The sequence below is a fragment of the Humidesulfovibrio sp. genome, assembly GCF_031082295.1.
GTDB lineage: Bacteria > Desulfobacterota > Desulfovibrionia > Desulfovibrionales > Desulfovibrionaceae > Humidesulfovibrio.
This window is the reverse complement of record NZ_JAVHLD010000028.1, coordinates 1-12129: the sequence shown is the minus strand read 5'-3', so window position 1 is coordinate 12129 and position 12129 is coordinate 1. Positions and strand designations below refer to the sequence as shown.

The window sequence follows — 12129 nt, the reverse complement described above, 5'->3', positions numbered from 1 at the left end:
GGCTTTATTCTCCGGACTGCGCCTGGGCGCTGTTGGTTAAGGATATGCCGCGCTCTCTCAGCATGCTGTTGTACCAGTCGCTGAACTCCAGGATGGGCCGGACCTTCTCGATGTTCATGACCAGCATGACCATGAATTCGGACAGGGTCTGCATGTAGTCCGGGTCCGGAATGCTCGGCAGCGTCTTGAAATACTTGTTCAAAAGGTCATGGGAGGTAAAGCCCATGGCGTCTGTGCGGATGTCGATGGGATCGAACGGGGCCTGGAAGGGGTCCCAGTTCTCGTAGCCGATGCGGTCCACGAAGCGCCGACGCCGGGGCGTCATGCGCTCGTACATGGCCTTCTTCTGCTCCTCGACCTGGGCCGGGGTGTACATCTGCTCCATTGACTAGTCCTTGGACGGCTTGGCCGTTTTCTTGGCCGCAGGCTTCTTGGCGGCGGCGGGCTTCGCGGCGGGCTTGGCCGTTTCGCCGGCTGCGGCCTTTGTCGCGGCGGGTTTCTTGGCGGCTGCGGGCTTCTTGGCGGCGGGCTTCCTGGCAGGGCGCTCGGGCGCCTGGCCGATGGTGAAGCTCTTGGGCGCGCAGCCGGAGCAGCCGCCCTGCTTGGTCTCGGGCGAGCAGCCGGAGCACTCGGCCAGGCCCTTGCCCTTGGCCTTGCCTGCCGCGAGTCTGGCGGCCATGCCGGCGGATTTCCCGGCCGGGGCGGCCTTGGCCTCTTCCTTGGGCTTCTTTATGCCCAGGTAGTCCTCGGTATACTCGGTCAACAGCGCCAGGGAGAGCGGCACCAGCACCTCGCCCAGGCCCTTGAAGCGCGTGGGGATGCTTGAGGCCATCTCGTGGCTCAGGGCGTAGAGGCGGTCCTGGATGCGGTCCAGGTAGACCGTGGGATAGGGCTTGCCCTTCTCGAAGGCGGACTTGCCGCAGGTGTGGGCCTCCCCGCCGATGGCCGTGGGCACGCCGTAGATGCGGCAGGTGACGGGCCGCACGTCGTACATCTCGCACAGGCCGTCGTCGTCCAGAAGCGGGCAGCGCACGCGCACCTTGGCCATCTCCAGCAGAATCTCCTGGGCGTTCTGCCCATCCTTAACGGCCTTGAAGGCGTCGCGCTTGAGGCGATGCACCAGCCTGTCGGCATCGTCGGCGCGCTTGAGGATCCTGGTGCGGTCCCTGCCCTTGAAGCGGGCGTTGAAGGCGGCGTTGACGCGCATGGCCTCCACCAGGGTCAGGTCGAACAGGGCGTGGCAGCAGTCGGAGCAGCCCTTTTCGCAGCGCACATTCTCGGAGAAACGCGCGCGCACGGTGTTGAAGACCTGGTCGGCCTCGGAGATGATGGATTCGTATTTTGTGAAAAATTCGCTGAAGTCAAAGGCCATTCAAGGACTCCTCAAAAGATTTCGCCGTGCGGGCACGCTGCCACGGCGGGCAGCCTTCGGGCCGGAAGCGTCTTGGAAATATGGGTACGCGCGGGGGATTAGTAAAGGGGTCCGGCGCATACAAAAAAACCGGGGTTCACCCGGCGCCAGGGCCGCCACCAGCAGGCGGGCGCGCTGCACCAGGGCTTCGGCCCCGTAAAGGGCGGGCAGGTGGTGCGGTGCGAAAAAGGGACGGGAGCGGCGTGTGGCCGCCCCCGCCCGATCAAGCCGAAGCTTAAAAATGCTATTCTTCTTCGATGACGATGGCGTCCTGCTCGCAAACTTCAACGCAGGACTCGCAGCCCAGGCACTCTTCCATGTTGACGGGAACGGCTTTGCCGTCCTGCAGCTCGTAGACCTCGACGGGGCAAACGTCCACGCACTCGCCGTCGCCGATGCACTTGTCGTTGTCGACAGTAACCTTGTAGCCCATTGTACCCTCCAAGTGTGTAAAAATAGGATTTATCGTCAGCCCATTCCGGCCTTTTCCCCGACTGGGAAGAGGTCCGAAGGGCCAGGCGCCGTTCTCCTCGCACAATGTAGGCAAGCAACCGAGCGCACAGGCTCCGGGGTTGCTGATAGCGCTACCTCACGCTTGGTGTCAAGCCAAAGCGCAGCTCTCTGTGAGAACTCGTAAAAACTGCACCGGTTGAGCTTCCAGCAAGCATGGGCTATGCTGGGTTCATCCGCTCCGGCCCCGCCTCCGCCCAGGTTCCGCCTCGGCCCAGGGGAACGCCAGCCCGGAAATTCCGCACCAAAGAGAGTCCCCATGTTCAGCACCGACGAACTCAAGAAATACGCCCGCACCCTCTGGTGGGGCCTCACCACCGCCCGCACCAGCCCCTACAAGCCGGGCGACCTCATCCTGCTGCGCTTCGACCAGCTGGCCACCCCGCTCGCCGAAGCCGTGTTCGACCTGCTCATGGAGGAAGGCATGGTGCCCGTGGTACGCCAGAACCTCACCAGCAACATGGAGCTCTCGTTCTACGGCAAAGGCTCCGAGGCGCAGATCAAGACCGTGCCCCCCGGCGACCGTGAGCTGATGCAGAACCTCTCGGGACTCATCTCGCTCATCGCCCCGGCCTCGCTCACGCACCTGGCCGGCACGGACCCGTCCAAGATCGGCCAGGCCGCCGTGGCCCGCAAGTTCCTGCGCGAGATCATGGAAGGCCGCGAGCAGACGGGCGACTTCGGCTGGACGCTGTGCGCCTTCCCCACCCCGGAGCAGGCCCGGTGCGCGGGCGTCAGCGTCGAGGAATACGCCCGGGTCATCAAGCGCGCCTGCTTCCTGGACGACGCCGACCCGGTCGCGCGGTGGAGCGAGGTCTTCGCCGACGTGCAGCGCGTGAAGCAGTCCCTGGCCGCGCTGAACATCCAGAGCCTGCGCGTGGAGTCCGCCAACTGCGACCTCACCGTGTGCCCCGGCGAGTCGCGCCGCTGGCTGGGCGTGTCGGGCCACAACATCCCGAGCTTCGAGATCTTCCTCTCGCCCGACTGGCGCGGCACCGAGGGCGTGTACTTCGCCGACCAGCCGAGCTACCGCTCGGGCAACCGGGTGGAGGGCGTGCGCCTGGAGTTCAAGACCGGCCGCGCGGTCTCCGTCACCGCCAAGGAGGGCCAGGAGTTCGTGCAGAAGCAGCTGGCCATGGACGAGGGCGCTGCCCAGCTGGGCGAGTTCTCCCTCACCGACCGCCGCCACTCGCGCATCGACGCCTTCATGGCCAACACGCTCTTCGACGAGAACTTCGGCGGGCCTTTCGGCAACTGCCACGTGGCCGTGGGCGCCAGCTACTCCGACACCTACTCCGGCGACCAGTCGAAGCTCGACGCCGACCTCAAGAAGCAGCTCGGCTTCAACGATTCGGCCCTGCACTGGGACCTGGTGAACACCGAGGACAAGACCGTCACCGCCACGCTCGGCGGCGGCGGCAAGAAGGTCATCTACAAGAGCGGCGAGTTCGACCTGTAAGCCGGGCGGCTTAACACGCCAACGCAAAAGGGCTGCCATCGCAAGACGGCAGCCCTTTCCTTGTGGCCTCGGCGGGGCCGGTCACCCCTTGGGCAGACAGGCCGCCAGCCGCTTGTCCACGACAGAGATATGGTTCAGCAGCCAGGCCACAAGCCATTTGAGAGTCTCCTGCCCGATGTCGGCGCGGCCCTGCTTGGCCTGAACGGCCAGAGCGTCCAGCTTGCTCACGAACGTGTCGTGTTCCGCCTTGTGCTCGGCATACTCCGCGTAGTTCGCCTGCTTCATGAGCCGCTCTTCCTCGCTGAAGTGGAACATGGTGTATTTGTAGAGCGCCATCAGCACGGACCGGGGATCGCTGCCCTCAGCCCCGTCGAGGCAGGCGCCGTGCAACTGGTCAACGAGTTCGACGAGGCTCTTGTGCTGTGCGTCGATGAGTTCATGCCCTAAAGCCAATGATCCGTCCCATTCGAAAAGCGGCATGGTCCCTCCCTTGAGATGTTGCGCCATCTGCCGGGCAGTGCCCGGCAGGATGAGCATACCAGAAGTTTGCAGCCAGAAGCAAGCGACAACGCAAACAGAAGCGCAAGCCCCACGATTGCCGCCGCGCACCAATGCCAAAAGCCCGGCTCCGCATGGCGGGCCGGGAACGGCGTGCGCGCCAGAACGCGCTTCAGGACAGAGTGGAAAGCGGCGGGGCTATTTGATGCGCCACTGCCTCGGGGCGAACTCGGCGATGCGGAAGGTCTTGGTGGCCTGGCATTTGGGGCAGGTCACCTCGACCACCGGGGCCATCGTGTAGTCTTCCATGACCTGCTTGCAGCCGCAGGTGAAAATGGGGCGCAGCATGCCGCCCTTGCCGGGGACCAGGGAGCCGGTGATTGTTTTCATGCGCACCCCCTAGCAGCGCCGTGGCAGGATGTCCAGGCGCAGGCTCATGCCCTAGCGCTGCTGGCACACGTAGTCGAACACGACCTCGATGCGCGATTCCGGCACCACCGGCGTCTTCTTCTGCTCGCTGATGGACCCGGTGGCCAGCACCGTGCCGTCCGCCGCGAAATACTTGTAGGCGGAGGTGGAGACCTCCCGGTTGTTGCAGTAGAAGTTTTTCCGCTGGATCGAGTGCTGCGGCATGAGCTTGGACCTGAAGGTTTTCTGCAGGCGCGCGCCGTCAGCCTTGTCGTAGAGGTATTTCACGTCCGCGTGCACGGACTTGAAGCTGCGGACGATGGAGCTGGTGTCGATGAACATGTCGCCGGAGAGCTGCTTCCACGATTCCCCGGCGGACACGGCCGGACTGGCGAGCACGCACAGCGCGATGGCAAGGGCGGTCAGGTGGCGCATAAGGGTACCTCTCTTTGTCCCGCCATACACCCGAAGCGGCGGGCGGCGCAAGAGGCGGGCCATATGCCCACGCGCCTCGGCCCCGCCCTTTGGGAGCGCGGCGCAAAAAAAGGGGCTGCGTCTTTCGACAGCAACCCCTTGGTCATGCGTGGTGGGCCCGGCAGGATTTGAACCTGCGACCTACGGATTCGTAGTCCGGCGCTCTATCCACTGAGCTACGAGCCCACGCGAGGAAGGAACATTTAAGCGGTACGACCAGCGCCGTCAAGGTTTTTCTGCGGGCTCCACACGAAAACCTCGGTGAGGCCGTGCAGAAGCTGGTAGCGCAAGCCCACCAGGCGCAGCACCACGGCCCCCGGAAGCGCCATGAAATCCGCCAGTTCCGGGTGACGCGCCAGCAGCGCCCGGCGCGCCGAGGCCTCGGCCTGCGCGTCGGCGAAAGCAGCCAGTTCCACGTCCACGGTCAGGGCCTGGCCGGGCGCCCCGCCCCCCTGGCCGCCCCTGTCGCCCACCCTGTCGCCCACCCTGTCATCAAGCAGCAGGCTGGCGCGCGGGTTGGCCCGCAGGTTGGCGTATTTCCGCGTCTCCTTAAGCGTCGCCAGCCAGAACTCGCCCCCGTCCGGCGACGGGCAATAGGCCATGAGCGAGGCGTGGGGCTGGCCGCCCCTGCCGCCAGGAGCGCAGGTGGCCAGCACAAGGTGGCCCTGGGCCTGGACAAGTTCGGCGATATTCTTCAGCATGGGCATGCGCTTTTTAAGCCTCCGGGGTTCAGCGTCCGGCCCACTGTACCGGATTCCCGACCGACCCGGCAAGCCGCCCGTTGCGCACAAGGAGACGCCGTGCCCCTCGCCGAACTGAACGCCCACTGCCCCCTGCCACCCGCCGCGCCCCTGGCGGACAAGCTCTCCCGCAGCCGCCAGCTCCTGGCCGCCCTGGCCCCGCGCCTCGACCCGGCCCGGATCGCCGTGGCCTACACCGGCGGCAAGGACTCCGGGGTGGCGCTGTATCTATGGAAGGAGGCGCTGGCCGGAAGCGGCCCGCCGCGGGCCATATCCATCGACACAGGCCACAAGTTCCCGCAGGTCATGGCCTTCCGCGACAAACTCTGCGCGGACTGGAACGTTGAGCTGACCATCGCCCGGCCCCAAGGCGGCCCGTCCGGGGTGGACCTGGGGGCCTACCCCGTGGCCGTGGACAAGGTCTCCTGCTGCCGCGACCTCAAAATCCTCCCGCTCTGCCAAGCCCTGGCGGACACCGGCACGCAGGCGCTGCTGACGGGCATCCGGCGCGACGAGCACCCCTCGCGCCAGGCGCGGCAATACGCAGAATTGCGGGCCGCCTCAGGCGGCTGCCCGGAGCACTGGCAGGTGAACCCCATCCTGGACTGGACGGAAATGGACATCTGGGCGTTCATCACGGGGGAGGGGCTGCCGTTCTGCGAGCTGTACCTGGAGGGCTACCGGTCGCTCGGCTGCGTGCCCTGCACGAAGCCTGCGGGTGCGGACTCGGGCGAGCGCGCGGGCCGCGACCCGGACAAGGAGCGGCAGTTGGAGACGCTGAAGAGCCTGGGGTATTTTTAGGGCGCTCCGCTCAACAGCCCGTCGGGAATGGCGGAAAGACAGGCTGCTCAAAAATGGTGAGATGCAAGGAGCAAAAAAAGTTCAAGGCCGAAGCGCACTTCTCGTACGTGAGGGTTCGAACTTTTTGCGGCGACGCAGCAGATTGCCGTTTTTCAACAGCCTGCTAGGCCTTGCCCACCGCCGCCAGCACCGCGGCCTTGATCCCGGCCTTGTCGATGCCGACCTTGGCGCGCAGCTCTTTTGAGGTGCCGTGCTCGATGAACGCGTCGGGGATGCCCACGCGCTTGACCGTGCGGCCCGCAAGGAGGCCGCGGTCGGCCAACAGCTCCACCACCGCCGAGCCGAAGCCGCCCGCCAGGCAGCCCTCCTCCGCCGTCACGATGCGGTCGAAGCGCTGCGAAAGCTCCAGTATCTGCGCCTCGGGCAGGGGCTTGACGAACCGGGCGTTGAACACCGCCACGGACAGGCCATGCTCGGCCTCCAGCTCCTGCGCGCCTTCCAGCGCCGGGTACACGCGCGAGCCCAGGGCGATGATCACCGCGTCGGCGCCGTCGCGCAAGAGCTCGCCCTGCCCCACGGCCAGCGGCTCCACTCCCTCCGGGGTCTCGGGCACGGCCACGCCGGGGCCGACGCCGCGCGGGTAGCGCACCGCCGCCGGACCGGGCAGATCCAGGGCCGTGGCCACCATGCGGGCCAGCTCGCCTTCGTCCTTGGGGGCCATGAGGGTCAGGTTCGGCACGTGGCGCAGGTAGGCGATGTCGTACACGCCGTGGTGCGTGGCGCCGTCCTCGCCCACCAGCCCGGCGCGGTCGAGGAAGAAATTCACGTTCAGGTTCTGCAGGCACACGTCGTGCACTATCTGGTCGTAGGACCGCTGCAGGAAGGTGGAGTAGATGCACACGGCGGGCTTGAAGCCCTGGGTGGCCAACCCGGCGGCGAAGGTCACGGCGTGGGGCTCGCAGATGCCCACGTCAACGAAGCGCTCCGGGTAATTCTGGCGGAAGCAGTCGGTGCCGGTGCCTTCGGGCATGGCCGCGGTGATGGCGACCATCTTGTCGTCGGCGGCGGCCAGGCGGCACAGCGTCTCGCCCAGCACCTCGGTGTAGGACTTGCGCCCCACGCCGAGCTTGGCCGGGGCCAGCCCGGTCTCGGGCTCGAAGCTGCCCACCCCGTGGAAGTAGGTGGGGTTGGTCTCGGCGGGCTTGTAGCCCATGCCCTTCTTGGTCAGCACGTGCACCAGCGCCGGGCGGTCCATGCCCTTGGTCTGCTCGAACACGTCGATGAGGCTGGCGGTGTCGTGCCCGTCGATGGGTCCGACGTAGGTGAAGCGGAAGGCCTCGAACAGCATGCCCGGCGTGAAGAAGCTTTTCAGCGAGTCCTCGCTGCGGCGGGCATACATGGCCAGGTCCTTGCCGATGCGCGGAATGCTCTTGAGCCAGGACTCGAACTCGCGCTTGAAGCGCTGGGGCGCGGGCCGGGAGAGCCTGCGCGAGAGGAAGCGCGAGAGCGCGCCCACGTTCTTCGAGATGCTCATCTCGTTGTCGTTCAAGACCACCACCATCTTGCGGCCCATGTCGCCCGCCTGGTTCAGCCCCTCGTAGGCCAGTCCGGCGGTCATTGAGCCGTCGCCGATGACCGAGACGACACGGTGGTCCAGTCCGGCCAGGTCGCGGCCCATGGCCATGCCAAGCCCGGCGGAGATGGACGTGCTGGAATGGCCCACGCCGAAGTGGTCATAGGGGCTCTCGCTCATGCGCGGGAACCCGCTCACGCCGTCCAGGCGGCGCAGGGTGTGGAAGCGCGGCAGCCGCCCGGTGAGCAGCTTGTGGGCGTAGGCCTGGTGTCCCACGTCCCAGATGAGCTTGTCGCGCTCGAAGTCGAAGGCCTTGTAGAGCGCCAGGGTCAGCTCCACCACGCCCAGCGACGGCGCCAGGTGCCCGCCGCCCTCGGAGCACTGGTCGATGATGACCCGGCGCAGATCCACGGCCAGGTGCGCCAGTTCGTCCAGGCTCATGCGGGCCACGTCGGACGGGCGGCTGACCTGCGCCAGAAGGGAGGTGGGGAGGATGTCTGTCATGTGCGAGGGTCCTTAAGCGCAGGTGCGCTGGGTCTCCATGGCTTTCGCCACGGCTGGCGCCACGATTCCGGGCATGGTTTCAGTTGACCCGCTCGACGATATACCGGGCCAGGGCGCGCAGAAAGTCCGCCTCGGCGCCGGTGTAGGGCGTCAGGTTCGAGACGGCCTCGGCGGCGCGCTCATGCGCCATCCGGCGGCTCTTGTCCAGGCCAAGCAGCGACGGATAGGTGGTCTTGCCCTGGCGTTCGTCGCTGCCCGCGGGCTTGCCCAGGGTCTCGGTGTCGCTGGTCACGTCCAAAATGTCGTCGGCGATCTGGAAGGCCTGGCCCACGGCCGCCCCAAACTCGCGGGCGCGGTGCACGTCGGGCAGCCCCGCCCCGGCCAGCACGGCCCCGGCCACGCAGGCCACGGTGATGAGCGCGCCGGTCTTCATGGCGTGCATGCCGCGCAGCTCCTCGAAGCTCACGCCCTGCTTGGCGGTGTATTCCATGTCCAGCGCCTGGCCGCCGACCATGCCGCCCGCTCCGGCGGCAACGGCCACGGCGCGGGCCGCGCGGGCCACCCGTTCCGCCGGGATGGCGCCGTCGTCCGCGCAGGACAGCATGAGGGTGAAGGCCTCGGTGAGCAGGCCGTCGCCCGCCAGGATGGCCGTGGCCTCGTCGAACTTCTTGTGGTTGGAGGGCTTGCCGCGCCGCAGGTCGTCGTCGTCCATGGCGGGCAGGTCGTCGTGGATGAGCGAATAGGTGTGGATGAGCTCCAGCGCCGCGGCAAAGGGCAGCACCCGCTTGCCAAGCCCCGTGCCGGTTCCGGCAAACAGCCGCGCGAAGGTGAGCAGCAGCACCGGCCGCAGGCGCTTGCCCCCGGCGTGCAGGCTGTACTCCATGCTGGCGAGCAGGCGCTCGGGAATGTCCCGGTCCTTCAGGCAGTCGGCAAGATGCGCCTCCACCTCCGCCGCGCGCTGGCGCAAGGCGGCCTTCACGTCGACGCCGCCCTTGGAGGGCTTGGCTGCGGCGGTCCCGCTCATTGGCCGTCTCCTCCGGGGATATCCCTGGCGGCGTCCAGTGCGGCGAACTCCTTGAGCAACCCCTCCTGCACGAGCTTGACCTCGTTCCTGGCGCTCTCCAACTGGCGTCCGCAATCCCCGGCCAGCACCAGCCCCTCCTTGTACAGGGCCAGGCCCTCTTCCAGGGGCAGGTCGCCGCGCTCCAGGGCGTCCACGATGCCGCGCAGGCGCTCCAGGCGCTTCTCGAAACTTTCCTTGCTCTTGTCCTTGGCCATCTTCATCGCTCCCGTGGCGTTTGCCGCAGCTTATGGGATCGCATCATACAGAAAGAGCGGCGCGGGGTCCACAGGCCAGCCGCGCTCCCAAACGTCGGAACTCAGGCTTCGCCGCCGGGCTCGCCAGAAACCACCGTCGACACCACCGCCGCCACCTCGCCGTCGGCCGTGCGCACGCCCAGGCGGTCGCCGGGCACCACTTCCGCCGTGGAGCGCAGGAACCGGCCCGTGCGCTCGATGCGCACCAGGCTGTACCCGCGCGCCAGCGGCCCCTCGGGGTCGAGCCCGGCCAGCCGCGCAGAGAGCACCTCCACCCGCCGCCCGGCCTGCCCCAGGGCCATGTCCACGGCCAGGGCCGCCCGCTCTCGCAGGGCGAGCACCTGGTCCTGCCGCGCGGAGAGCTCCGCAGGCCCGAAGGCGCGGGCCAGGTCGCGCAGGGTGGCTGCCAGGCGCTCCTGCCGGGCCTCCACCGCGACAGGCCCAAAGGCGCGGGAAAGATCGCGCACGGCCCCGGCAAGCTGCTCCCGGCGCGCGCCGAGCATGCGCCCGCCAGCCGCCTCCAGCCGCCGCGAGGTCTCGCGCCAGGACTCCTCCAGGCGCTCCAGCCGCCGCGCGGGCGAAAGCCAGGACAGGCCGCGCCGCAGCTCGGAGAGCCGCCCGGCCTTGCGCTCCAGAAGCGCCTCGAAGGCCCGCGACAGCTCGCCCTCAAGCCCGTCCACGGCCTGCATGAGGTCCGCGCGCAGGGGCCACAGCCCCGAGGCCACGGCAGAGGGCGTGGGAAAGCGCTTGTCGGCCACGAAGTCGGCGATGCTCACGTCGGGCTCATGCCCCACCCCGGTCACCACCGGGATCTTCGAGCGCACCATGGCCTCGGCCACGGGCTCGGTGTTGAAGGCCCAGAGGTCCTCCAGGCTGCCGCCGCCGCGGATGAGCGCGATGACCTCCGCCGTGCCGCCCCCGGGCCAGACATCGGCGTTGGCCGCGTCGAGCGCCGCGGCGATCTGGGCCGGAGCGGCGTCGCCCTGCACGAGGGTCGGGTAGATGCGCAGCGAGGTTCCCGTGCCGCGCGCCTCGGCCAGGCGCAGGAAGTCGCGCACCGCCGCGCCCTGGGGCGAGGTGACCAGCGCCACCCGCGCCGGGTTGGCCGGGATGGGCCTCTTGCGCGCCTCGTCGAAATATCCCTTGTCGGAAAGCTTGCGCTTCAGCGCCTCAAAGGCCAGGGCCAGGTCGCTGACGCCGCTTGGCTGCACCAGCTCGGCCACCAGCTGGTACGCCCCGCGCGCGGCGTAGACCGTGATGCGGCCCGCCACCAGCACCTCCTGGCCGTCGTCCAGGCTCGCCGCCACGTCGCGCCCCGGCTCCAGCACCTCGCCGGTGAGCGGGTCGATGGCCTCCTCGCCCTGCGCTCCCCCGGCTCCCTTGCTCCCGCGCCCCTGGCTGTTCTTGAACCAGACCACCGGCAACGCCGCGCCGGAATCCGACAGGGTGAAATACATGTGCCCGGAGGCCGGTCGAGCGAGGTTCGTCACCTGACCGCGCACCCACACGAAGGGGAACTCGGCCTCAAGCACGTCCTTGAGGGCCTGGGTGAGATCGGTGACGGAGAGGATGTGCGACATGGTCAGGACCCATACCCCGAAACTTCCCGGCTGTCCAAAACCGGGGCAGGGCGGCGGGCAAACGCTCCGCCTCCGTGCGGACTTGCAATAATCCGCGCCGCGCCCTAATCATCCGGGGCAACGCGCCGCCCACCACGCTCGCGCCACCATTTCCACCAGGAGCTCCCCATGCGCCGCATCTGCGTCTTCCTCGGGTCAAACCCCGGCACCAACCCGCACTACCTGGCCGCCACCCGCGCCCTCGGGACGGAAATCGCCCGCCGGGGCCTGACCACCGTCTACGGCGGTTCCAACGTGGGCCTCATGGGCCAGCTGGCCGACAGCGCCCTCAAGGCCGGGGGCGAGGTCATCGGCATCATCCCCGAGGCCCTGCGCGACAAGGAGCTGGCCCACCAAGGCCTGACCAGCCTCAAGGTCGTGTCGTCCATGCACGAGCGAAAGGCGCTCATGGCCGAGCTGGCCGACGGTTTCATCGCCCTGCCGGGCGGCCTGGGCACGCTGGAGGAGTTGTGCGAGGTGCTGACCTGGGCGCAGCTCGGCTTCCACAAGAAGCCCTGCGGGCTGCTGGACGTTGACGGCTACTACGCCCCGCTCTGCGCGTTTCTCGACCACGCCGTCGTCGAGGGCTTCGTCATGGCCGCGCACCGGGGCATGCTGCTCTCCGATGCCGACCCCGCAGCCCTGCTCGACCGTTTCGCCAACTACCAGGCCCCCACCGTCACCAAGTGGGTGACGAAGCCCCAGGCGCTCTAGTCGACGACCACGAACAGCGCCCGCCGCCGCGAGACGAGCCCCCGGCGGTCGGGGCCAGCGGCCCCCGAACCCCCATTTTGCGCCGAAAGGGCTGTTTCAGG

Annotated in this window: 14 protein-coding genes and 1 tRNA gene; 3 read left to right on the top strand and 12 right to left on the bottom strand. The window is 68.0% G+C overall.

Going from position 1 to position 12129, the window contains the following annotated elements; translation table 11 throughout:
• Positions 1–4: 4 nt before the first annotated feature.
• The 3 genes from RDU24_RS12675 to RDU24_RS12665 all read right to left on the bottom strand — a co-directional run bounded on the left by RDU24_RS12675 (position 5) and on the right by RDU24_RS12665 (position 1844).
• Positions 5–385, bottom strand: a complete 381-nt coding sequence (locus RDU24_RS12675) for a hypothetical protein (RefSeq protein ID WP_308736137.1) — start codon at positions 383–385, stop codon at positions 5–7.
• Between the two features lie 3 nt (positions 386–388).
• On the bottom strand, positions 389–1372 hold the full coding sequence (locus RDU24_RS12670) for a YkgJ family cysteine cluster protein (protein WP_308736136.1): 984 nt from the start codon (positions 1370–1372) through the stop codon (positions 389–391).
• 283 nt (positions 1373–1655) lie between these two features.
• Positions 1656–1844, bottom strand: coding sequence for a ferredoxin (locus tag RDU24_RS12665; protein ID WP_308736135.1), 189 nt, complete (start codon positions 1842–1844; stop codon positions 1656–1658).
• Between the two features lie 336 nt (positions 1845–2180).
• On the opposite strand from RDU24_RS12665, the gene RDU24_RS12660 reads away from it, so the two are divergent.
• Positions 2181–3380, top strand: coding sequence for an aminopeptidase (locus RDU24_RS12660; RefSeq protein ID WP_308736134.1), 1200 nt, complete (start codon positions 2181–2183; stop codon positions 3378–3380).
• An 81-nt stretch (positions 3381–3461) separates the two neighbouring features.
• On the opposite strand, the gene RDU24_RS12655 is transcribed toward RDU24_RS12660, so the two are convergent.
• From RDU24_RS12655 to RDU24_RS12635, 5 genes are all read right to left on the bottom strand, one after another.
• Positions 3462–3860 carry a bacteriohemerythrin gene (locus RDU24_RS12655; RefSeq protein ID WP_308736133.1) on the bottom strand — a complete coding sequence of 133 codons (399 nt, stop codon included), beginning with the start codon at positions 3858–3860 and terminating at the stop codon, positions 3462–3464.
• Between the two features lie 216 nt (positions 3861–4076).
• Positions 4077–4268 carry a hypothetical protein gene (locus RDU24_RS12650; RefSeq protein ID WP_308736132.1) on the bottom strand — a complete coding sequence of 64 codons (192 nt, stop codon included), beginning with the start codon at positions 4266–4268 and terminating at the stop codon, positions 4077–4079.
• Positions 4269–4319: 51 nt separating this feature from the next.
• The gene (locus RDU24_RS12645) at positions 4320–4721 is read right to left on the bottom strand and encodes a surface-adhesin E family protein (RefSeq protein ID WP_308736131.1); all 402 of its coding nucleotides are present in this window, start codon (positions 4719–4721) and stop codon (positions 4320–4322) included.
• 149 nt (positions 4722–4870) lie between these two features.
• Positions 4871–4946, bottom strand: a tRNA-Arg gene (locus RDU24_RS12640).
• 17 nt (positions 4947–4963) lie between these two features.
• Positions 4964–5467, bottom strand: coding sequence for a pyridoxamine 5'-phosphate oxidase family protein (locus RDU24_RS12635; RefSeq protein ID WP_308736130.1), 504 nt, complete (start codon positions 5465–5467; stop codon positions 4964–4966).
• A 93-nt stretch (positions 5468–5560) separates the two neighbouring features.
• Between RDU24_RS12635 and RDU24_RS12630 the strand changes: the two genes are divergently transcribed.
• Complete coding sequence (locus RDU24_RS12630) at positions 5561–6301, top strand: phosphoadenosine phosphosulfate reductase family protein (protein WP_308736129.1); 741 nt, start codon at positions 5561–5563, stop codon at positions 6299–6301.
• A gap of 163 nt (positions 6302–6464) precedes the next feature.
• Here RDU24_RS12630 and dxs read toward each other — a convergent pair whose 3' ends face one another.
• The 4 genes from dxs to xseA form a co-directional block, all read right to left on the bottom strand.
• Positions 6465–8378, bottom strand: coding sequence for a 1-deoxy-D-xylulose-5-phosphate synthase (gene dxs, locus RDU24_RS12625; protein WP_308736128.1), 1914 nt, complete (start codon positions 8376–8378; stop codon positions 6465–6467).
• Positions 8379–8457: 79 nt separating this feature from the next.
• The gene (locus RDU24_RS12620; protein WP_308736127.1) at positions 8458–9402 is read right to left on the bottom strand and encodes a polyprenyl synthetase family protein; all 945 of its coding nucleotides are present in this window, start codon (positions 9400–9402) and stop codon (positions 8458–8460) included.
• Positions 9399–9656, bottom strand: a complete 258-nt coding sequence (gene xseB, locus RDU24_RS12615; protein WP_308736126.1) for an exodeoxyribonuclease VII small subunit — start codon at positions 9654–9656, stop codon at positions 9399–9401. Before xseB ends, RDU24_RS12620 begins: the two co-directional genes overlap by 4 nt.
• Positions 9657–9757: 101 nt before the next feature.
• Positions 9758–11275, bottom strand: a complete 1518-nt coding sequence (gene xseA, locus RDU24_RS12610; protein WP_308736125.1) for an exodeoxyribonuclease VII large subunit — start codon at positions 11273–11275, stop codon at positions 9758–9760.
• A 168-nt stretch (positions 11276–11443) separates the two neighbouring features.
• Between xseA and RDU24_RS12605 the strand changes: the two genes are divergently transcribed.
• Positions 11444–12028, top strand: coding sequence for a TIGR00730 family Rossman fold protein (locus RDU24_RS12605; protein WP_308736124.1), 585 nt, complete (start codon positions 11444–11446; stop codon positions 12026–12028).
• Positions 12029–12129 lie beyond the last annotated feature (101 nt).

Excerpts from the sequence above, each read along its gene's own strand:
- RDU24_RS12660 (WP_308736134.1), top strand. The coding sequence starts at position 2,181 with ATGTTCAGCACCGACGAACTCAAGAAATACGCCCGCACCCTCTGGTGG.
- RDU24_RS12675 (WP_308736137.1), bottom strand. The coding sequence starts at position 385 with ATGGAGCAGATGTACACCCCGGCCCAGGTCGAGGAGCAGAAGAAGGCC.
- RDU24_RS12635 (WP_308736130.1), bottom strand. The coding sequence starts at position 5,467 with ATGCCCATGCTGAAGAATATCGCCGAACTTGTCCAGGCCCAGGGCCAC.
- RDU24_RS12605 (WP_308736124.1), top strand. The coding sequence starts at position 11,444 with ATGCGCCGCATCTGCGTCTTCCTCGGGTCAAACCCCGGCACCAACCCG.
- RDU24_RS12645 (WP_308736131.1), bottom strand. The coding sequence starts at position 4,721 with ATGCGCCACCTGACCGCCCTTGCCATCGCGCTGTGCGTGCTCGCCAGT.
- xseB (WP_308736126.1), bottom strand. The coding sequence starts at position 9,656 with ATGGCCAAGGACAAGAGCAAGGAAAGTTTCGAGAAGCGCCTGGAGCGC.
- RDU24_RS12670 (WP_308736136.1), bottom strand. The coding sequence starts at position 1,372 with ATGGCCTTTGACTTCAGCGAATTTTTCACAAAATACGAATCCATCATC.
- RDU24_RS12665 (WP_308736135.1), bottom strand. The coding sequence starts at position 1,844 with ATGGGCTACAAGGTTACTGTCGACAACGACAAGTGCATCGGCGACGGC.
- RDU24_RS12650 (WP_308736132.1), bottom strand. The coding sequence starts at position 4,268 with ATGAAAACAATCACCGGCTCCCTGGTCCCCGGCAAGGGCGGCATGCTG.
- RDU24_RS12620 (WP_308736127.1), bottom strand. The coding sequence starts at position 9,402 with ATGAGCGGGACCGCCGCAGCCAAGCCCTCCAAGGGCGGCGTCGACGTG.
- xseA (WP_308736125.1), bottom strand. The coding sequence starts at position 11,275 with ATGTCGCACATCCTCTCCGTCACCGATCTCACCCAGGCCCTCAAGGAC.
- RDU24_RS12655 (WP_308736133.1), bottom strand. The coding sequence starts at position 3,860 with ATGCCGCTTTTCGAATGGGACGGATCATTGGCTTTAGGGCATGAACTC.
- dxs (WP_308736128.1), bottom strand. The coding sequence starts at position 8,378 with ATGACAGACATCCTCCCCACCTCCCTTCTGGCGCAGGTCAGCCGCCCG.